Annotated in this window: 25 protein-coding genes and 2 riboswitches; of the genes, 8 read left to right on the forward strand and 17 right to left on the reverse strand. The window is 28.7% G+C overall.

What is annotated here, in order from left to right; translation table 11 throughout:
- Positions 1-109: 109 nt before the first annotated feature.
- Positions 110-847: a SagB/ThcOx family dehydrogenase gene (locus JL105_RS02515; RefSeq protein ID WP_132026363.1), complete on the forward strand. Its 738-nt coding sequence runs from the start codon at positions 110-112 to the stop codon at positions 845-847.
- Between the two features lie 356 nt (positions 848-1203).
- Here the strand turns inward: JL105_RS02515 and JL105_RS02520 are convergent, their stop codons facing one another.
- The 12 genes from JL105_RS02520 to thiS all read right to left on the reverse strand — a co-directional run bounded on the left by JL105_RS02520 (position 1204) and on the right by thiS (position 8939).
- Complete coding sequence (locus JL105_RS02520) at positions 1204-2598, reverse strand: MATE family efflux transporter (RefSeq protein WP_132026365.1); 1395 nt, start codon at positions 2596-2598, stop codon at positions 1204-1206.
- Positions 2599-2835: 237 nt separating this feature from the next.
- On the reverse strand, positions 2836-3198 hold the full coding sequence (locus JL105_RS02525; RefSeq protein ID WP_132026367.1) for a DUF1667 domain-containing protein: 363 nt from the start codon (positions 3196-3198) through the stop codon (positions 2836-2838).
- Positions 3199-3264: 66 nt separating this feature from the next.
- On the reverse strand, positions 3265-4110 hold the full coding sequence (lipA, locus tag JL105_RS02530) for a lipoyl synthase (RefSeq protein ID WP_132026369.1): 846 nt from the start codon (positions 4108-4110) through the stop codon (positions 3265-3267).
- A 2-nt stretch (positions 4111-4112) separates the two neighbouring features.
- Positions 4113-4439, reverse strand: coding sequence for a lipoate protein ligase C-terminal domain-containing protein (locus tag JL105_RS11665; protein WP_202690643.1), 327 nt, complete (start codon positions 4437-4439; stop codon positions 4113-4115).
- On the reverse strand, positions 4349-4708 hold the full coding sequence (locus tag JL105_RS11670; RefSeq protein WP_420485349.1) for a lipoate--protein ligase family protein: 360 nt from the start codon (positions 4706-4708) through the stop codon (positions 4349-4351). The genes JL105_RS11665 and JL105_RS11670 overlap by 91 nt, the downstream gene beginning before the upstream one ends.
- Complete coding sequence (locus tag JL105_RS02540; RefSeq protein WP_202690589.1) at positions 4668-4961, reverse strand: lipoate--protein ligase family protein; 294 nt, start codon at positions 4959-4961, stop codon at positions 4668-4670. The genes JL105_RS11670 and JL105_RS02540 overlap by 41 nt, the downstream gene beginning before the upstream one ends.
- Before the next feature lie 78 nt (positions 4962-5039).
- Positions 5040-5651, reverse strand: a complete 612-nt coding sequence (gene ribB / locus JL105_RS02545) for a 3,4-dihydroxy-2-butanone-4-phosphate synthase (protein WP_132026371.1) — start codon at positions 5649-5651, stop codon at positions 5040-5042.
- The gene (gene thiE / locus JL105_RS02550; protein ID WP_132026373.1) at positions 5638-6258 is read right to left on the reverse strand and encodes a thiamine phosphate synthase; all 621 of its coding nucleotides are present in this window, start codon (positions 6256-6258) and stop codon (positions 5638-5640) included. The genes ribB and thiE overlap by 14 nt, the downstream gene beginning before the upstream one ends.
- Positions 6259-6269: 11 nt before the next feature.
- The gene (gene thiH, locus JL105_RS02555; RefSeq protein WP_132026375.1) at positions 6270-7373 is read right to left on the reverse strand and encodes a 2-iminoacetate synthase ThiH; all 1104 of its coding nucleotides are present in this window, start codon (positions 7371-7373) and stop codon (positions 6270-6272) included.
- Positions 7370-8155: a thiazole synthase gene (locus tag JL105_RS02560; RefSeq protein WP_132026377.1), complete on the reverse strand. Its 786-nt coding sequence runs from the start codon at positions 8153-8155 to the stop codon at positions 7370-7372. The genes thiH and JL105_RS02560 overlap by 4 nt, the downstream gene beginning before the upstream one ends.
- A 3-nt stretch (positions 8156-8158) precedes the next feature.
- Positions 8159-8743 (reverse strand): sulfur carrier protein ThiS adenylyltransferase ThiF, encoded by a 585-nt coding sequence (gene thiF, locus JL105_RS02565; protein ID WP_202690590.1) that lies wholly within the window; start codon positions 8741-8743, stop codon positions 8159-8161.
- 4 nt (positions 8744-8747) lie between these two features.
- Positions 8748-8939: a sulfur carrier protein ThiS gene (gene thiS / locus JL105_RS02570; RefSeq protein WP_132026381.1), complete on the reverse strand. Its 192-nt coding sequence runs from the start codon at positions 8937-8939 to the stop codon at positions 8748-8750.
- Between the two features lie 84 nt (positions 8940-9023).
- Positions 9024-9125, reverse strand: a riboswitch (TPP riboswitch).
- A 424-nt stretch (positions 9126-9549) separates the two neighbouring features.
- Between thiS and JL105_RS02575 the strand changes: the two genes are divergently transcribed.
- The 4 genes from JL105_RS02575 to JL105_RS02590 all read left to right on the forward strand — a co-directional run bounded on the left by JL105_RS02575 (position 9550) and on the right by JL105_RS02590 (position 12280).
- Positions 9550-10428, forward strand: coding sequence for a hypothetical protein (locus JL105_RS02575; protein WP_132026383.1), 879 nt, complete (start codon positions 9550-9552; stop codon positions 10426-10428).
- Positions 10429-10481: 53 nt separating this feature from the next.
- Positions 10482-11177, forward strand: coding sequence for a hypothetical protein (locus JL105_RS02580; protein ID WP_132026385.1), 696 nt, complete (start codon positions 10482-10484; stop codon positions 11175-11177).
- Between the two features lie 122 nt (positions 11178-11299).
- Positions 11300-11815 (forward strand): cysteine hydrolase family protein, encoded by a 516-nt coding sequence (locus JL105_RS02585; RefSeq protein ID WP_132026387.1) that lies wholly within the window; start codon positions 11300-11302, stop codon positions 11813-11815.
- Between the two features lie 258 nt (positions 11816-12073).
- Complete coding sequence (locus JL105_RS02590; RefSeq protein WP_132026389.1) at positions 12074-12280, forward strand: hypothetical protein; 207 nt, start codon at positions 12074-12076, stop codon at positions 12278-12280.
- 450 nt (positions 12281-12730) lie between these two features.
- Here the strand turns inward: JL105_RS02590 and JL105_RS02595 are convergent, their stop codons facing one another.
- Together JL105_RS02595 and JL105_RS02600 are read right to left on the reverse strand one after the other, a co-directional pair.
- Positions 12731-13537, reverse strand: coding sequence for an ABC transporter permease (locus JL105_RS02595; protein ID WP_202690591.1), 807 nt, complete (start codon positions 13535-13537; stop codon positions 12731-12733).
- Positions 13538-13553: 16 nt separating this feature from the next.
- On the reverse strand, positions 13554-14309 hold the full coding sequence (locus tag JL105_RS02600; RefSeq protein WP_132026393.1) for an ABC transporter ATP-binding protein: 756 nt from the start codon (positions 14307-14309) through the stop codon (positions 13554-13556).
- A 140-nt stretch (positions 14310-14449) separates the two neighbouring features.
- Between JL105_RS02600 and JL105_RS02605 the strand changes: the two genes are divergently transcribed.
- Complete coding sequence (locus JL105_RS02605) at positions 14450-15016, forward strand: thymidine kinase (RefSeq protein WP_132026395.1); 567 nt, start codon at positions 14450-14452, stop codon at positions 15014-15016.
- A 132-nt stretch (positions 15017-15148) separates the two neighbouring features.
- Positions 15149-15242: riboswitch (THF riboswitch) on the forward strand.
- A 65-nt stretch (positions 15243-15307) separates the two neighbouring features.
- On the forward strand, positions 15308-15835 hold the full coding sequence (locus JL105_RS02610) for a folate family ECF transporter S component (protein ID WP_132026397.1): 528 nt from the start codon (positions 15308-15310) through the stop codon (positions 15833-15835).
- Positions 15836-15941: 106 nt separating this feature from the next.
- On the opposite strand, the gene JL105_RS11755 is transcribed toward JL105_RS02610, so the two are convergent.
- Entirely contained in the window at positions 15942-16343 is a 402-nt protein-coding gene (locus JL105_RS11755) for a DUF4097 family beta strand repeat-containing protein (protein WP_475581208.1), read from the reverse strand.
- A gap of 5 nt (positions 16344-16348) precedes the next feature.
- Entirely contained in the window at positions 16349-17455 is a 1107-nt protein-coding gene (gene rodA / locus JL105_RS02615) for a rod shape-determining protein RodA (RefSeq protein WP_132026399.1), read from the reverse strand.
- A gap of 122 nt (positions 17456-17577) precedes the next feature.
- Between rodA and JL105_RS02620 the strand changes: the two genes are divergently transcribed.
- Positions 17578-18411: a deoxyribonuclease IV gene (locus tag JL105_RS02620; RefSeq protein WP_132026401.1), complete on the forward strand. Its 834-nt coding sequence runs from the start codon at positions 17578-17580 to the stop codon at positions 18409-18411.
- On the opposite strand, the gene JL105_RS02625 is transcribed toward JL105_RS02620, so the two are convergent.
- Positions 18398-19102 (reverse strand): tRNA 2-thiocytidine biosynthesis TtcA family protein, encoded by a 705-nt coding sequence (locus JL105_RS02625; protein ID WP_132026403.1) that lies wholly within the window; start codon positions 19100-19102, stop codon positions 18398-18400. The genes JL105_RS02620 and JL105_RS02625 overlap by 14 nt on opposite strands.
- Positions 19103-19236 lie beyond the last annotated feature (134 nt).

Here is a 19236-nt window from a genome sequence, read left to right on the forward strand (position 1 = left end):
AAAACATGATAAAAATAGTATACTAGAAATAGGGGAAATTATAAGCATTTATTTTTAAATTTTTAAAAATATATAAAAAATGAATTATACACATAAGGAGTGGATATTTATGACCCTTAATATAGGGAAAGAGTTTATGGAGAAAACAAAATATCAATATTTAGATGAAACAGATCAGCAGAAAGGATTGCCTCAACCTCCATTGGAGCTAGAATACGATAGCAATTCAACTATTATTGATTTACCATCAGTAGAAAATATCGAGGTAAAAAACATAGACTTAAGGGAAGCAATTCAAGAGAGAAAAAGTTTAAGAAAGTATAGTGATAAACCTTTGACTATAGAAGAATTATCCTATCTTTTATGGTGTACTCAAGGGGTAAAAAGGATTGTTTCAAGACCAGCAACTATAAGAACTGTGCCTTCAGCAGGAGCTAGACATTCTTTTGAAACTTATCTTCTTATAAATAGGGTTGATGGTATAAAACCAGGTATCTATAGATATTTAGCTATTGAACATAAATTAATAGAAATTAATACAGAAGCTAATATAGGAGAAAAAGTAGCTCATAGTTGTTGTAGGCAGATGTTTATAGCCGATAGTGGAGTGACTTTTATATGGAGTACAGTAATATATAGGATGAAGTGGCGATATGGAGAGAGGGGATATAGATATGTACATCTAGATGCAGGTCATGTATGTCAAAATCTATATTTAGCTGCACAATCTATAGATTGTGGAGTTTGTGCAATTGGAGCTTTTGATGACGATGAATTAAATAAACTGATAGGATTAGATGGAGAAGAGCAATTTGTTGTCTATCTTGCAACAGTAGGAAAAAGATAGAGTAAATGAGGGAGATATTTTAGTATTATCTTATTGTATAATGGATAATCATGTGCATCTTTTAATTAATGCTGATTTAGATTTAATGGCAGATGCATTAAAACTGACAAATATTAAATCTGCATAGTTATTGGTTAATACAGTTAACTAAATTATCCCATAGGAGAATAGCTGAAATAGTAGGTATAAGTAGAGGAAAGGTACATAATATTGCAAAAAAATTGTAATGATATAATTGGTATGATTTTTTTAGTTTGACTATTATAAATTAAAATATGCTAATTTGTAACTATTGTAGACGTGATTATAGACGTGCAGAAAGATCCGTCCCTCATGCACGCCCACTTCATGCACGTCTATAAGTTTTCTTTACTATATTCTTTAAATACACCACTAGAAAATCTTTTAAGTACAAGTATCATTCTTACAGCCATATCTATAGTAACGGCGATCCATGCGCCAGCAAGTGCCATATTTAATAAATCTGCTAATATATATCCTATTCCTAATCTTATACCCCACATGCCAATTGCACTAGCATACATAGCATATTTTGTATCTCCTGCACCTCGTAAAGCACCAGCGATGACAAAGTATATAGCAGTAAAGGGTTGTGAAAAAGCTAATATTTTTAAAGCATTTTTACCTAATGCAATAACTTGTGCATCTTTAGTAAAAATTCCTATCGCATATTGTCCTAAGAAGAAATAAATAACACCAATTAGTGACATCATTATTGTACTAATAATGGTTGATTGACGTGCTGCTTCTTCTGATAATTCGGGTTTTTGTGCCCCTATCCCTTGCCCTACAAGAGTAGTTGCGGCCATTTGAAATGCCATTGCGGGAACAATTCCAAGACCATCAATGTTTATTGCTATTTGGTGTGCAGCAAACATTATAGTACCAAATCCTGCAATTAGTCGTGCAAATAATAATGCACCACCTCTCATAATCAATTGCTCTATTGCTGCCGGGATTCCAATGTTTAATACACTTTTTATTATATCAGGTTCAAAGCGGTATGAATCATGGATAGATATATGAATATACTTATCTCGTGAATATACAGCATGTAATGTAATAGCAAAAGCTACTAATCTAGAGAAAGATGTAGCTATTGCTGCACCTGCTACCTCTAATCTTGGAAATCCAAGTTTACCGTTTATTAACACCCAGTTCATAAATATATTGATAATATTTGCTACAATGTTTGAGATCATAGGTGTTATCATATCACCTACACCTCTTAAAGAAGCTGCTAATACCATATTGCCTACGGTAAATACTGTTCCAGCTATTATAATTTTCATATATATTGTTCCAGGTTCTAGTGTATCTACATCTGCACCCATTAGTTTTATAATAAATCCTGAAGCAGGAATTCCTATTGCAGTTACAATAATTCCCATAATTAGTACAATTATGAAGGATTGTCTTGTTACACGACAAGCATAATCACGATTTCCTGCTCCCGCAGCTCTTGCAACAAGGGCTGTAGTTCCTACAACTAATGCACTAAAAACTGAAAATATTAACATAGTTGGTTGAGCTGCTAATCCAGTAGCAGCAATAGCCCAAGGACCTAAAGATCCTACTTGTATCATATCTATCATTTGAACTAACATCATAAGCCCAAATTCAAGCATAGCAGGTAAAGCTAATTTAAATATTGCTTTACGTACATCAGCGGATGTTTTAGCTTCTAAGAAAAAAGATATATCTTGATTATTATCTTTTAAGGACGCCATGAAAATCCCTCCTTGCCTTTAATATTTTAATTTTCTATAAATAAAAAAGAACTAAATATATTAAAATATATTTAGCCGGCTAACTATATGCATATGCATATATGTTATCATTAATAAAAGTAATAGTCAATATTATTTTTATATTTATAAGTTTTTTGATTTGTCTAGAGTAAAATTACAATAATGAATGGATATTTATTAGGAAGACTGGGATAAAATATGATATTTTATCCCAGTCTATGCTTTTCTTGCAGCAATTACATCTATTCCTAATCCTAATATATTTTTAATAACTATATCTCCTTTTTTAACAGGAGCGGATATTTCAGTAGAATTTAAAATCTTCATAATTTCCTCTACTTTGTTTTTGGGAACTATTCCCGTTGTCTTTACAGGCAAGTGTTGAATAATGCCATTTTTAAGTAATACATTTCCAGTTAAAATTCTAGAAGGTTCAGTTACTTCTTTTATTCCAAATTCAATTCCTTTACTGCAAGTATTTCCTTCTACAACATATCCAGAAGTAGTAGATTCATCTTTAGATATTATTAATTTACATCCTATGGGACATGCTTTACATTTTTTTATGGTTTTATTCATTATTACATTCACTCTCCTAAATAGTAGATTATTGTTGTAGTGTGTAAAAGTATGTATAAAAATATTTTAGCAAAAATCTTCAGCATAATATGAACTTCTAACAAGAGGTGCTGAGGCTACTTTTTTAAAGCCCATAGATAGAGCGATCTTTTTATATTCATTGAATTGTTCTGGAGTAATATATTCCACTACAGGGATGTGAGCTTTACTGGGTTGTAGATATTGACCTAATGTTAGTATATCACAATTTACTTCTCTTAACTTTTTAAATACATTTATTACTTGTTCTTTAGTTTCTCCTAATCCTAGCATCATCCCTGATTTAGTTTTTATATTAGGTTTAGTTTTTTTCACATAGTTAAGTAGTTCTATAGATCTTTCAAATACAGCCATAGGTCTAACTTTATCATATAGTTCAGGAACAGTTTCAACATTATGGTTTAATATGTTTGGTTCTGAATTTAATATAATATCTATTAATTTTTTATTTCCTTGCATATCTGGTATTAATAATTCTATAGTTACTTCTGGAGTAGTTTTTCTTATTTCCTCCACAACTTTTGCGAATTGATTAGCACCTTGATCTTCTAAATCATCTCTAGTAACAGAAGTAATAACTGCATGTTTTAAGCCTAGCTTGGAGACAGCTTTAGCAATTTTTTCTGGTTCCATTGGGTCTACTTCATCTGGTTTAGCTTTAGTTACATTGCAGAATGTACAATTTCTAGTACAATTTCTACCTAATATCATAAAGGTAGCAGTTCCTCGTTGAAAACATTCCATTCTATTAGGACAATTTGCTTCATCACATACTGTGTTAAGAGAAAGGTCAGAGATTAAATTTTGTACTTTTGTTGATACATTTCCTCCCTGCATTTTTATTCTGAGCCATTCTGGCTTTTTTATATACATTATTATCCCTCCATATCTGGTGTGATATCCATTAGATCTTTAATAAAGTTGTTAGTTGATAAGCCTTGAATATATTTATGTAGATCTACATTATTTAGAATATATTTTAAATCTTTTACATTGTGTTTCGCTCCTATTAATTTTGATTCTAATTCTTCTATATTTCTTTCTCCAAAAAAATCGCCATATATAGAGATATTAGTTATGATGCCATTTTCAACATTTAAATGATATTCAATTATTCCACTAGGATATTTAACTGAATTTTTGTATTTATAATTTGGACTTTTGCCATAGTTCCATTCCCAAGTTTCAAATTTTTTTTGGATATTTTGTTTATATTTTCTATATCTTTATTATTAAATTTATATATTTTTTCTATATTATAAGTTTTTATAATATAGGTTTTCAAATAATTTTTAAATTCTTGTGTTGTCATTTTATTTTTCATGTAAGGAGCAATGTTTGTAACTCGAGAACTTATGGATTTTATTGATTTATCAACGAATTTAATATTTTTATTTTTAAGGGCAGAAGATAATTTTTCTATATCACAATTATATAAAAGAGTACCATGATGAAGAATTTCTGTGGGCAATAAAAGTAAAATTGATATTGTCTAGATCGTTATATACAGCTCCGCCTCCTGAAAGTCTGCGTACTACAAAAATATTGTTTTTGTTGATATAATCTAGATTTATTTCAGATAATGTATTTTGATTTCTGCCGATTAATATTGAAGGGACATTTATCCATAACATAAAAATTTCTTCATCAAAATTTTTCATTAAGTATTCTTCTGCTGCATGATTAAAAAAGGGATTATTGCTATTATTTATGACATATATCATGTTTTTTCCTCCATTAGATGATTGTATTATATTTCAATTATAACTAATATTTTCTATATCAGCAACCGTAGAGTAATTTTATATATTATTTTTTATTCTATAGTCAATTAAACTTTCAATAGTTATTATTTTAAATCCAAATTTTTTTGCATATTCTATAAGTTGTGGCGTTCTTGCCATACTTCCATCATCATTCATTATTTCACAAATAACTCCTGCCGGATAAAGCCCAGCTAATCTAGCAAGATCTATTGCTGCTTCAGTATGACCTGCTCTTTTTAATACTCCCCCTTCTTTTCCTTTTAAAGGGAATATATGTCCTGGACGTCTAAAATCTTTGCTGCACACGTTAGGATCTAATATTTTTTTTATTGTAGTAGCTCTGTCTTTTGCAGAAATTCCAGTTGAGGTTTCTTTATAATCTACTGATATAGTAAATGCAGCTTCATCATATGGATTTTCATCTACCATTTGTTTTATATTTAATTCTTTTAGTCTACTAGCTATAATAGGTAAGCAAATCAAACCTCTTGCATACTTAGTCATGAAATTAATTTTTTCTGCTGTTATCTTTTCTGCTGGGACCATTAAATCTCCTTCGTTTTCTCTATTTTCATCATCTACAGCTATTACAAAATTACCTTTTTTAAATTCTTCTAATGCTTCTTCTACAGTGTTAAAATTGTTCATGATTGTCACCTCCAAATATTAATTGAATATGATTTTTTAAAATTTTTGTGTCAATATATGGATTCATGCTAGCCATAATATGAGACATAACGGCAACACCAGATATTTTAGTATTTAAGATCATATTGATATTTGTCTCATTTATTCCTCCAATTCCTATTATAGGTATGGAAATAGTTTTTTTAAGTTCATTTATAAAATTTAATCCTTTTGGAGGCAAGCCTTTTTTACAATTAGTTTCAAATATATGACCTGCTAATACATAATTTGCTCCTTTTTTTTCGCATATGATAGCTTCATCAATACTATGTATACTAACTCCTATAACGCCATCGTATTTATATTTATTACTTATGAAATCTTCGTATCCACAATGAAATCCATAGGCATTTATCTCTTGAGCAACTTTTAAATTGCTATTGATTATGAGAGGGATATTGTATTTATCAGTTATTTTTTTTACTTCTATAGATAATTCAAGTAATTTTGTAGTACATAAATCTTTTTCCCTAAGTATGATTTTATCAATTCCTCCTTTTATAGATTCTTCTATTATATTAAAAAAATCTTTGTTAGCAATATGTCTGTTTGTTACTAAATAAAGCATATTTACCACCTTTACATATTTATCCAATTTTTTACTATTGGTTGATATCCTTTTTCAAGTATTACTTTTTTTATTTCATCAACACTTCTTCCATCGGATATTTCAAATTGTTCATCGCCACTATCTTCCAAAGAATGTCCTCCTACTTCAGTAGAGACTCCAGCAGATATTTTATTTATGCATAGTGGAATTAAATTATCTCTCATAAAAGCACTTTCTCTTGTGGTTATGGTAATACTAGCATAAGGTAAGAATAGTCTATAAGCTAATATTATTTGAACTAATTCTGTTGCATTAATTGTTTTTATATCATTGAATTCTTTTGTGCAAGGTCTAATTCGTGGTACAGAAATTCCAATTTCAGCAGCTGGATATTTTTTTTGCAGATATTTTCCATGTAATCCCCCAAAGAAAGAATCTATTCTCCAATCAGCTAGTCCTATTAAAGGTCCTATAGTTACACTTCTCATATTTGCTTTTAAAGCTCTTTCAGGAGCATCCAATCTAAATTTATAATTTTTTTTGGGACCACTTATGTGAACTTTATCATAAATTTCTTCATCGTAGGTTTCTTGATAAATTGATAAACCATCAACTCCTGCTAATACCATTTTTTCATAATCGGCAGTTGACAGAGGATATATTTCTATGGAAATAGATTCAAAATATTTTTTTAGAATATCTATTGATTTTAAAATATATTCTACAGGACTTCTTTTTTTATCTTCTCCTGTTAATACTAATATATTTTTTAAATTTGTTTCAGCTATTTTTTGAGCTTCAATTTCAATTTGCTCATAGGACATTTTTTTTCTTTTTATTTTATTAGTCATATTATAGCTACAATAGGCACATTTATTTACACAAAAATTGGATATATACATTGGTGTAAACAAAACAATAGATTTTCCATGACGTTTTAAATGAATTTCTCTAGCTTTAATAGCTATTTTTTCTAAATGCTTTGTTGCAGCTGGAGAAAGGAGTGCTAAGAAGTCTAGTTCGTCTACTTGATCTTTTTCTAATATAGCTAATATATACTCATCATTTACGGTACTTAAAAAATTTTTAAAATCAAAATTTTTATATAAAGTTATTACATCATAAAAACTCAATTTGCATCACCTTCACTTAGAAATCCTAAAAGAGGTGATGAAGGAGAAGCTGTTTTTCTTTGTTTACCTAATTTTGCATTGTATGCTTTTCTCCCAGATTTTACTGCCATGGAGAAGGCTTCTGCCATCTCTATTGGATTATCCGATGTGGCAATTGCAGTATTTACAAGTACTGCACTTGCCCCCATTTCCATAGCATAGCAAGCATCTGAAGGTCTACCTATACCTGCATCTACAATTATTGGAATATCTAATTCGTCTATCATTATTTGTATTATTTCTTCTGTTTTTATTCCTCTGTTTGTACCAATAGGAGAACCTAAAGGCATGACTGCTTGAGCACCTGCCTCTATAAGCTTTTTCCCTGCTATTAAATCTGGATTCATGTATGGAAGAACAACAAATCCTTCTTTTGAAAGTATTTTTGTTGCTTTTATAGTTTCTTCATTATCCGGCAAAAGATATTTATTATCCCATACTATTTCAATTTTAATCCAATTTCCACATCCCATAGCTTTTGCAATTCTTGCAATTCTAATTGCTTCTTCTGCATTTCTTGCTCCAGAAGTATTAGGTAATAATATACAGTCTTTTGGAATATATTCTAATATGTTATCGATTTTATCTTTAGAATCTAGATTTACTCTTCTTACAGCCATAGTTATAACTTCAGCACCACTTTTTTTAATTACTTCAGGTAATATTCTATTGTCTCCAAATTTTCCAGTTCCAATAAACAATCTGTTTTTTAACATTTTACCTCCAATATTTAAAGTATCCATAAATTATACCTCCTCTTTTCCTAAAATAAGTCTTAAAACCATATTAGCTTGATGGTTAGCTACTATAGCTACTCTTGGAGCTAAAAATAGTTTATTATCGCTGTTAGATTTAATATTCTCATCTCCTACAACATATAAATTTTTTAATACTTTTTTTGTTTTTATAGAATTACTAGAGGAATATCCTGATATACCAGAAGCAGCTACAATTTTTTTATGTTCAAAATTTTTTAAAAAGATATTTATAAGTAGAGCCTTTTCTTTAGGATCATCTAAAGCTTCTACAAGTATATCTACATCTTTAAAAAGTTCAATTATATTATTTTTAGATATTTTAGTTGTTTTTATTTCTAAAGAAACGGAAGGGTTGATATTTAAAATAATTTCTTTTAGTGCTTCTGTTTTATGTATTCCTACATGTTTTAAAAAGTAATATTGTCTGTTTAAATTAGATTTTTCAACAACATCAAAATCTACAAGGACAAGATTTCCAACTCCAATTCGTGCTAAGGAAACTGCTACATTTGAACCTAAGCCTCCAAGTCCAGCTATACCAATTTTGGCATTTTTTAATTTATGTTCATCCACAATTTTAACCTCCTCCAACAAAGCTAATTATTTCTACTTTATTGTTGTTATTCAGCTTTTTTGAGTATTTATCTTTATCTATTATTTTGCCATCAACTTCCACTACGATGGTATCCACAGATAAATTTAATTTTTCAATAAGTTCATTAATTGTAATTTGTTGAGGGAGATCAATATTTTTTCCATTTACTATCATCAATTTGCACCTCCTTTTCTATTTAAATAAAAAAACTGTACATTCCCAAAGGAACATACAGTTTTTACGCAGTTTTAATTAATACTAACTGGAAAGAACATGTCCCTTCGTTGGAATTATCCACATCAGGTTCAAAGGGTCAGGTATAACCTTTCTCAGCCTTTTAAGGCTCCCCTCTGTTCATGATAAGAATATTTAATTTTCAATTAAGTTGATTGTATCATGAATTTAACTTTATGTCTAGTATAAGATTGTTTTGCATTTAAATAGTACTAGATATGTAACTGAATATGGAAGGAAATGAAGAAATTGATTTGGATAGGATATAAAAGATATAAATAGAGTAAATTACCCTATTTATGGGTATCTAATCAATTAGGATTGGATTAATATAAAAAAGGGAGTGATATTTTATGGATGTATTAGAAGCTATACTTACTATCGCAATCTTCAACCAAGGGAGTTTTTAATATCATGCTTCTATACAAAATATGTTATTAGCAGCTCATAGTTTAATATATGGTGTGGACTTTATTCTGAAGAAGGAGAATATGCAAAGGTAGATATTGTCTCTGGTGCAATTATTTAAAATAGGAAGGAGCACATAATCATGATAAATATAATTGATACATTTGAAGATTTTAAGAATTGTTTTGCAAATAATTTAAATTTAAGCATAGAAGAAAAGATAAAATTATGGGAAGAATGCTATATATCTAAATATCCTGAATTAGAACATAAGTGTAAAAATGATTATGAAGATAATGGCTATCATTGGAGAGATATTGCAAAGGGTATGGTATTTAATAGAACCAAAGATGATTTTGATAAAATGATAATGGCTTATGAAAATATATTAGAAATTATGGCAGGAATAAATGAGAAAGTAGAACTAGTATTTAGTGTAGATTTAGATATAAATATAGTATTATACTGTGGTTTATTAAATAGTGCTGGATGGGTGGATGAATATGGAGGGAAGAGAGCCATATTATATGGAATAGATAAAATTGCTGAATTGAATTGGCATACAATAGATAAATTAAAACCTTTATTATCTCATGAACTTTGTCATATAGTTCATTTTGAGTTAAGGGGTGAGGATACTATACCAAAGGATATTGAGGAAAATAAATATAGTAAAGGGATTTGGAGGATATATACAGAAGGATTTGCTCAGTTTTTCCAAAAAAAATTGTTAAATGAAGAAATTGATTCAAGGGGTATAGAATGGGAAAATGCATGTAAACTTAATGAAGATAGACTAAAGGAATTATATTTAGAAGCTTTAAAGGATAAGGATAAAGGTACTAATGATTTTTTTGGAGACTGGTTTCAAGTATTAGGCTTAAGTGATACTGGATATTTTTTAGGGAAACAAATGATGAAAAAGTTAAAAAACAAGTATAATATTGTGGATATTGCTAAATTAAGTTTTTCAAACATTGAAAAAGAGGTGATAGAATATTTAGAAAGGTTCACATTATGAAAATATATTGAAAAAATAAATAAAGATGTTAAAATACTACCAGATGGTGAAATATGGAACATATTTATGAAATAGTAGATAAGGGTGGGGTTTTTATTTTGAATCCATTGGATTATAGTGACATATATAAATATCTAGAGGAAAATCATATCATGATAGATTTGGAAGAAACAAATGACTTTACAGATCTATCTATTATAGATGATGATTTAGAAGGAAAAGAAATATTTTTAGTTGGGGAGAATCATGGAGTTTTAGTTAATGAGCAATTGAGGATGAAATTTTTAAAATACTTTAAATTTAATACGAATTTTAAATATTATCTTTGGGAGCTGCCTTTCAGCGTTGCATTTTTTTTAAGTAAATATTTAGAGACTGGAGATGAAAAAATACTTAGGGAAACTTCATATGTTGATTGGTTTGGGTCAATTTTAAATAAAAATCCTATGTTTCAAGATAAGGTCTTATCGATAGTTTATATTTATGATAATTGCAAATATTTGTATCCAACGGACTTAAAGGATTATCAAGGTGTTATGACTACTTTAGATTCAAAACTAAATATATTAAAAAAATATGCTAAAGGTGAATGTACTCTTTTCAAGCTAAATGGAACTGACTCTCCATTCGACAAAAGACTACTATGGCCTATTGTACATAAGATACCAGAAGGAGGGGTGACCACAGATTATTTTCAATATATCATATTAATTAGAAATTCCAAAGCTTTGACATCTCTGAAGGTATAAAAGTAGCTAATTAATAAACTTAAATATAATAAAGTAATAAGTGAACAAAATATATGTCCTATGTGTGAGAGAAATAATAATTATTAAATTTATATTAATAGTATTTTAAAGGAGGGTTCAAGATGAAAGCATTATTGATAATTGATATGTTAAAAGACTTTATTGATAAGGAAGGGAAACTTACCACTGGACCAGCAGGGGAAAAAATTGTGGAGTTTATCCAAAAGAAAACTAATGAATTTAGGGAAAAAGATTATCCTATTATCTATATATGTGATAATCATGAAGAGGACGATAAAGAATTTGATATGTTTCCACCTCATTGTATAGCAGGTACAGAAGGTAGCCAGATTATTCAACAACTTCAGGTGAAAGATGGAGATAAGATTATTAAAAAAAGGAGATATAGTGCTTTTTATGGCACAGATTTAGATTTATACTTAAGAGAAAAAGGAGTTGATGAAATTTATTTAGTAGGGGTATGTACAAATATATGTGTATTATATACTGCAGCTGATGCTAGAAATTTGGCTTATAAAGTAAATGTATTCAAAGAAGGAATTGCATCTTTTGATGAAGAAGCTCATGAATTTGCACTAAAGGAAATGGAAAGTACTTTAGGATGTAATATAGTATAAAATTAAGTCTATCCTAATATGAAAAATTGTTATTTTATTAAAAATACTAACAATATCATTCTGAGCCAAAGATGAAAATTTGGTTTAGAATGATTTTTTTTAAAAACCCTTATAATAACTACAAAAATATGATAACCTATAATAGTACATTAAATATTTATAAAAGGCAATAGCATTATCAAGGAAATACGTGAGAAGACATTGATGCGGTAAATTAAGTTAAAATAGTTGAATGTAAACTATGAATGGAGGGGTAAAATGGAAATGACAACAGCTTATGGTATTATTGGCACAATTTCTATTATTTTAGGAGTAACAAAGGAAATATTAATTATAATTTTACTAGTGAAGGGGATACAGTTAGCTAATATATATCTTAATAAGAATAAAGATGGAAATAAGGTACAAGAAAAACAAGAAGAAAGCAAAAGTTTAGAAAAAGATGGAGATAAAACGGATAGTTAACTTATATTAGCTCAGGTTCAATTATAACAGTAATTCGTTTAAGCTTATTCCAAATAGATTTTTTCTTATTTTTTTGGCACAAATAAACTAGCAATAAATTCTTATTATTTTGAATTTCCTTGCGTAGTTTTGTTTTATATCCTTTTAATTCTTTTTCTTCAACTATATATTCTATTTTTTGTATATATTTTAGATAGTGTTTACTACTGCATATTTTATCGAATTTATCAAGTATTTTATTGTTTAAATCCTTTAGTGTATAAATATAAGTTACATCAGCTTTTCATATTTCTCATCTCCTAAAAACTTAGTACTTTAGTTTAAATATATAATACAACATTATTGTAATATTTGCAAAAATGCGAATATTGAAAGCTAGTAAAAGGCAGGATAATGTAATATAACCCTGTAAATTATAATTTACAGGGTTATATTGTTGAGAATAATATTTTAATCTTGCCATTTCATAAACTTATCTTCAAGTAAAGAAATTCCCTTGTACATAAAAGCGGATATTATAGCTAATATAAATACACTCATCATAACCAAGTCTAATTTAAATACCTGTCCACCGTATACTATTAGATATCCAATTCCTGCTTTGGAAACTAAAAATTCACCGACAATAACTCCTACCCAAGATAAGCCTATATTTACTTTTAGCGTACTTATCATTGTTGGTATAGAATAAGGAAGTACTACTTTTTTTAATATTTGAAATTTGTTTGCTCCAAAAGTTTGCAATAATTTTATTTTGTCTTCATCTACGGATGTAAAACTAACAAACATATTCATAATAGTAACAACTATAGATATAGTGATAGCAGTAACTATTATTCCTGAATATCCTGCTCCAACCCATATTATTATGATAGGTGCTAATGCTGTCTTAGGAAGGCTATTTAATACTACTAAATAAGGATCTAATACTTTAGCCCAAAAATCTGACCACCAAAGAACTATAGCTATTAATATACCCAACAAAGTGCCTGAAGCAAAGCCAATTATGGTTTCTAAAACTGAAATACCTACATGATAAAACAAATCTCCATTTTTAGTGTATTCTACAAACAATTTCCATATCCCTGATGGATAACTGGTTAGAAAGGTATCAATCCAGTCAAACCTTGCCGCTATTTCCCATAGAAATAATCCTATTATAAATATGGTTATTTGTGTTACCAATATAGTATATCTTCGTTTCTTTATCTCTTTTAAATATTTTTCATGTTCTGTAGATATTTGATTATTAGACATGGACATCCAGCTCCTTCTATATTTTGTTGAAATAATATCTAAACTCGGGAGCTTCACGACTCTTTAGTGGAGTTCTTATTCCTTCAGGACAAGTTAGATTTATTTCTATGATATCTTTGATAGTGGCGGGTCTATTTGTAAGTATTACTATTCTATCAGAAAGGGATATGGCTTCAGATATATCATGGGTAACTAATAGAGCAGTTTTCTTTTCTTTTTTTAAAATTATTCCAATTTCATCAGCAATAGCTAATCTTGTTTGATAATCTAGGGCAGAGAAAGGTTCATCTAGTAAAAGTAAATTTGGTTTGATCATTAATGTTCTAATAAGAGCTGCTTTTTGTCTCATTCCTCCTGAGAGCTGTCTTGGATACATATCTTTAAATTCCCCTAATCCATAGCTCTCCAATAATTTTTCTGCTTCTTTATATAAATTTTTATCTATTTTCTTTCTAATTTCTAATCCTAATACTACATTTTGAAGAATAGTTCTCCACTCAAATAGATGATCTTTTTGAAACATATATCCAATATCCTCAGAAGGTTTTGTTACTATTTTTCCATTAACTAATACTTCTCCAGTTGTAGGAGTTATTAGACCAGCAATTATAGATAAAAGTGTAGATTTACCGCACCCGCTTGGTCCTACAATCCCAACTATTTCGCTTTCATAAACCTTAAAGTCTATATTTTCTAAAGCTTTTGTTTCACCATTTAATGTATGATATGTCATTCCTATATTTTTAATTTCAACGATTGTTTTTTTCCCCATACAAATTCCTCCTTGTAAGGACATATGATACTTTATAATATTCATTAGAAGATTTTATGTGAATATTGATTAGATGTTAAATGGTAAATTTCAATATAAGTGTTATAATATAAAAGTCAAGAAAAGAGGGAGGTATAAAATTGCATCAATATAGAGGGAAACTAATAGTACATACAGGTTCTATGTTTTCAGGAAAGACGTCTAGTTTAGAACGAGATTTAAAAAGGTTTAAAATAGCAAAATATAAAACTATAGCGTTTAAGCCAGCTATTGATAACAGGTATAATAAGAATGAAATAGTAACTCACGATTTAACTTATATGAACGCTATTTTAGTCAAGAATATAGACGATATAATTGAATATTCTAAGGAATTGAAGCCGGATGTAATAGGGATTGATGAGATACAATTTTTAGGAGGGTCTGTAGATAAAATAATTGAAGGAATAAATGGGTTTTTAAAGAAGAATTTAACTGTTATAGTAGCAGGATTAGATATGGATTTTACAGGTAAGCCTTTTGAAGTAATTAAAGAACTAATGCCAATAGCAGATTATTTATATAAGCATCATGCCGTATGCGTAAGATGTGGGGCAGATGCGTGGGTTAGCAACAGAAAATCCAAAGATAAAGAAAGAATCAAGATTGGTGCTTCTGATGAGTATGAACCTTTATGTAGGATGTGTTTTTTAAAAGAAAAAAGATAGATTGAGGTAGAACTACTATAAAAAATAATTTGATTAATTTAAGATGATAGTATATAATGTAGCTTGAATAGATTAATAAAGTAGGCATATAGATGCTGATTTATAATTTATTTAAAATAAAAAGTTAATAATGACAGAGTAGATAATATGCGTTAAGTGTCAAAGGATGGAACGTAGCCTTTGAACGAAAAGTGTATACTTGCGACATATTATCGCGTTCGCTGTCACTTCAGTAAATATCTTCTTTCTGATGTGACACTCTGTCATATTATCTAGAAAGGAGATATTTTTATGAAAAAATTAGATGCTAAAACTATAGTTATTTCAGGTTTTCTGATAGCATTAAATATAGTGCTGTCAAGGATAGTTAATATTCCAGGTATTATAAATTTTGGCGGATTTCCTATTATATTTGGGGGAATAGTGTTTGGACCTGTTGTTGGAGGAATAGTAGGTGCAGTTGGTGATGTACTTAGTCACATTCTTAGACCTATGGGACCTTTTATGCCACATTTTACACTGACTTCAGCACTTACAGGAATAATACCAGGGATATTGACAAAAATTTTAAAAAATGATTTACAGAAACCTAGATTATGGAAAATATTTGTATCTATACTTGTGGGACAGGTAACTACAACAGTTTTGATGGTTCCATATTTTAGGAAGATTCTTTTTGGACATCCATTTGTTATAACTATGACAAAAGCAGCGATTAAGCAAGCTGTAAATATACCTGCATATTCTATAATTATAAAACTATTAGTAGAGGCATTAAACAGGGCAGGAGTGTTAGAAGAAACTAAAGCAAAAGCATAAGTTAAAAAAGAAATGTTTATGTAGCTTAATAAAAAGGAGCTGTTGAGAAACAACTTTTAACCCTTCAGACTTAAAACAAAGTAAATGTGCTTAGAAATTAACTTTTTTATAAATAAATTTCTAAGCACTGTTTATTATTAAATAATTTAACATTCCAAAATGTTTCGCTAGAGGTAATTATATCCATATTGTCTTTAAAGTCTATGGGAACATATATGTCAAATTTTAAATTGGAACTATATACTTTGTGAGATTTCATTGTACTATTTTTTTCAGTAGTTATATAGAGTGTATTTCCATATTTTTTTGTTTTTAATTCTGGAATATAATTAGACTTTATATATCCATTATAGTGAATTTTTATATCTTTTCTTTTTTCGGGTATAATATTTACATCAATTAAAGAAGTTTCTATACTGATATTTTGGATTTTTTTAACAGTTTCAGTTTTTATTTCATTTACATTGTTTTTATCAAGCCCAATTTTAATTTCATCATCGTAATCAATTGCAGCTAAAAATTAAGCCCATCTTTTTGAACTCCTACACTTAGAGAAATTCCAATGCATATCAAATTAATTAATTGAAATGTTCCTCCATAACTCATGAAGGGTAAGGGAATACCAGTTATAGGCATAAGACCTATTGTCATTCCAATATTTTCCCATATATGGATTAAAAACATAGCAGTAAAACCAGTTACCATCAAAGAACCAAAAGTATCTTTACTATTTTTAGCAATTATAATAAGTCGAAACAACATTATAAAATATAGTAGTATTAGTATTAATCCGCCAATTAGTCCTAATTCTTCACCAACTACTGCAAATATGAAATCCGTTTGTTTTTCTGGAAGATAGTTGTATTGGGTTTGAGTGCCTTGAAATAGACCTCTGCCAAATACTTTTCCTGATCCTACTGCAATTTTTGATTGTAAAGCTTGATAGTTTGTTCCAGAAGGATCTTTTTCTGGATCTAAAAAGGAAAATATCCTGTTTTTTTGATATGGTTTTAGTGAGAACCATATTAACGGTAGAGATATAATGCCAATTAAAAAAGCATATCCTATATATTTCCAATCTATACCTGCAGCAAATAACATAGCTACTATAAAAAAGACAAATACCAGTGCAGTACCTAAGTCAGGTTGTTTGGCTATTAATAATATAGGGATTCCAGCTAATATAAGTATTTTAAATAAAGTTGGTAGATGATTGATTTCATTTTTATTTTTGTCAATGTATTTGGCTAAAAATATGATTATTCCAATTTTTGCAATTTCAGCAGGTTGAAATACAAAACCACCGATGTTTAACCAGGAGTTAGATCCCCATTGTTCTTCACCAATTCCAAATAGGGCTACTGCAACAAGTAATCCAACAGATACTATATAAATGGGAATATAAAACTTCCCTATTAGTTCAAAATCAAGTAAAACCAAAAATGCTATAGCTATAAAACCTAATAATGTAGATAGAGCTTGTACTTTTATATAGCGATTGGTTTCAAAGCTTAAAGTGGCAGATTTTATCATTATAATGCCATAAACACATAGCAATAATGCGGTTATAAATAATGTGAAATCAAATTTTTTAAAGGATTTCTTTTTAAGATTAAACATGACATATACTCCTTTTTATAGTATTATATTTAAATATAGTTATTATAAATCGAAATGTATACATTTATATGATATCATATTAGGTGCAATATTGTATATATTTTTTTGGAGAGGGTGGTTAAATGTATATTGGATGCCATTTAAGTATTGCAAAGGGATATGAAAATGCAGCAAAAGTAGCTTTGGATATAGGTGCTAATGTTTTTCAATTTTTTAGTAGGAATCCAAGGGGTTCATCTTCAAAAGATTTAGATATAGAAGATGTAGATAATATGAATAAAATACTAGAAAAGAATAATTTTGGTCCATTATTGGCTCATGCCCCTTATATTATAAATTTAGCTTCCTACAAGCCTAATATATACGGAATGGCAAAGGGAATAATGAAAGAGGATTATCAAAGGTTAAATGAATTGTCTATCCCTTATTTTACTTTTCATCCAGGAAATCACGTGGGGAAAGGAACGGAATATGGGATTGAAAGGATTGCTGAAGCTTTAAATGAAATAATTACAGGTGAGGAAACTACTATGTTATTACTTGAAACTATGGCTGGACAAGGGACAGAGATAGGGAAGACTTTTGAAGAACTTAAAGCTATCATGGACAGAGTAGAGCATAGTGAATTAATAGGAGTTTGTTTTGACACTTGCCATACTCATGCTGCAGGATATGATATAGTAAATGATTTAGATGGAGTTTTGGAGGAATTTGATAGGATTATAGGTATTGATAAATTAAAGGCTATACATTTAAATGATAATAAAATGGAATTTGGTAGTCAAAAAGATAGGCATGCTAAAATAGGAGAGGGAACCATTGGATTAGAAGCTATAAAAAACATAATAAAGCATCCTATATTAAGAGATATTCCATTTTATCTGGAAACTCCTAATGAACTAGAAGGTTATAGAAAAGAAATAGAATTGTTAAAAGAATTAGTTACCATAAATTAGATTTTTCAATGGCTTTTAATGTTTTTTCTTCAAAATCAGGATAATTCTTTTTTATATTTTTTATTAATATTGCTATTTCTTTTCTTTTGTTTTTTTCAGCATAAGGGCAATAATTATTAATTCCTAGAGGAAGATTTTCATCTATTACAACTTTTTTGATTATTTCTTCTTTTACATATATCAAAGGTCTAATTAGATATAGATTATGTTCTTTATTATAGGAATTAGGCTTAAAGGTATGAAATTGTCCTGTATATATTATATTTAATAAAAATGTATTTACAACATCAGTCATATGATGACCGTAGGCAATTTTATTAAATCCTTTTTCTTTTGAAACTCTAGCAATAATACCTCTTTTTATCTTAGAACATATATAACAGGGATTTCTTTCTTTAAATATATTGCCCTTGATATTTATATTTTCATATATATAAGGAATATTTATATAGTTTAGATAGTTTTTTACTTTTTCCATATTTGCATTTATACCAATATCTATATGAATTCCTGTTATATTAAAGTCTAAGTAGGAATTTTTTCGTAATAGGTCTAATGCATATATTAAGAATATGCTGTCTTTTCCTCCAGAAAGACCAACTAATATATTATCTTCATTTTCGATAAGATTATATTTGTCAACTGCTTTTCTTATGTTGTTTAGAAATAATTTATTGTACCATTTTTTCATATTTAAAATTCTCCTTGTATTAACAACATATTTGGCATTTAATGTGGTAGAATAATCTCATGTTTAGTTTACTAAGATAATGTGTGCTTAGTCAAGTATAAATATATGAATTACTTTTTATAGATAGGGGATAA

The organism is Keratinibaculum paraultunense (assembly GCF_016767175.1).
Classification (GTDB): Bacteria; Bacillota; Clostridia; order Tissierellales; family Tepidimicrobiaceae; genus Keratinibaculum; species Keratinibaculum paraultunense.

What these genes read in the sequence shown, in the direction of transcription:
- rodA (WP_132026399.1), bottom strand. Translation starts at nt 17,455, where the DNA reads ATGTTTAATCTTAAAAAGAAATCCTTTAAAAAATTTGATTTCACATTA.
- JL105_RS02600 (WP_132026393.1), bottom strand. Translation starts at nt 14,309, where the DNA reads ATGGGGAAAAAAACAATCGTTGAAATTAAAAATATAGGAATGACATAT.
- JL105_RS02525 (WP_132026367.1), bottom strand. Translation starts at nt 3,198, where the DNA reads ATGAATAAAACCATAAAAAAATGTAAAGCATGTCCCATAGGATGTAAA.
- lipA (WP_132026369.1), bottom strand. Translation starts at nt 4,110, where the DNA reads ATGTATATAAAAAAGCCAGAATGGCTCAGAATAAAAATGCAGGGAGGA.
- JL105_RS02625 (WP_132026403.1), bottom strand. Translation starts at nt 19,102, where the DNA reads ATGAAAAAATGGTACAATAAATTATTTCTAAACAACATAAGAAAAGCA.
- ribB (WP_132026371.1), bottom strand. Translation starts at nt 5,651, where the DNA reads ATGAACAATTTTAACACTGTAGAAGAAGCATTAGAAGAATTTAAAAAA.
- JL105_RS02540 (WP_202690589.1), bottom strand. Translation starts at nt 4,961, where the DNA reads ATGATATATGTCATAAATAATAGCAATAATCCCTTTTTTAATCATGCA.
- thiE (WP_132026373.1), bottom strand. Translation starts at nt 6,258, where the DNA reads ATGCTTTATTTAGTAACAAACAGACATATTGCTAACAAAGATTTTTTT.
- thiS (WP_132026381.1), bottom strand. Translation starts at nt 8,939, where the DNA reads ATGATAGTAAATGGAAAAAATATTGATCTCCCTCAACAAATTACAATT.
- JL105_RS02595 (WP_202690591.1), bottom strand. Translation starts at nt 13,537, where the DNA reads ATGTCTAATAATCAAATATCTACAGAACATGAAAAATATTTAAAAGAG.
- JL105_RS02590 (WP_132026389.1), top strand. Translation starts at nt 12,074, where the DNA reads ATGGAAATGACAACAGCTTATGGTATTATTGGCACAATTTCTATTATT.
- JL105_RS02515 (WP_132026363.1), top strand. Translation starts at nt 110, where the DNA reads ATGACCCTTAATATAGGGAAAGAGTTTATGGAGAAAACAAAATATCAA.
- JL105_RS02610 (WP_132026397.1), top strand. Translation starts at nt 15,308, where the DNA reads ATGAAAAAATTAGATGCTAAAACTATAGTTATTTCAGGTTTTCTGATA.
- JL105_RS02580 (WP_132026385.1), top strand. Translation starts at nt 10,482, where the DNA reads ATGGAACATATTTATGAAATAGTAGATAAGGGTGGGGTTTTTATTTTG.
- JL105_RS02620 (WP_132026401.1), top strand. Translation starts at nt 17,578, where the DNA reads ATGTATATTGGATGCCATTTAAGTATTGCAAAGGGATATGAAAATGCA.
- JL105_RS02575 (WP_132026383.1), top strand. Translation starts at nt 9,550, where the DNA reads ATGATAAATATAATTGATACATTTGAAGATTTTAAGAATTGTTTTGCA.
- JL105_RS02585 (WP_132026387.1), top strand. Translation starts at nt 11,300, where the DNA reads ATGAAAGCATTATTGATAATTGATATGTTAAAAGACTTTATTGATAAG.
- JL105_RS02560 (WP_132026377.1), bottom strand. Translation starts at nt 8,155, where the DNA reads ATGGATACTTTAAATATTGGAGGTAAAATGTTAAAAAACAGATTGTTT.
- JL105_RS02520 (WP_132026365.1), bottom strand. Translation starts at nt 2,598, where the DNA reads ATGGCGTCCTTAAAAGATAATAATCAAGATATATCTTTTTTCTTAGAA.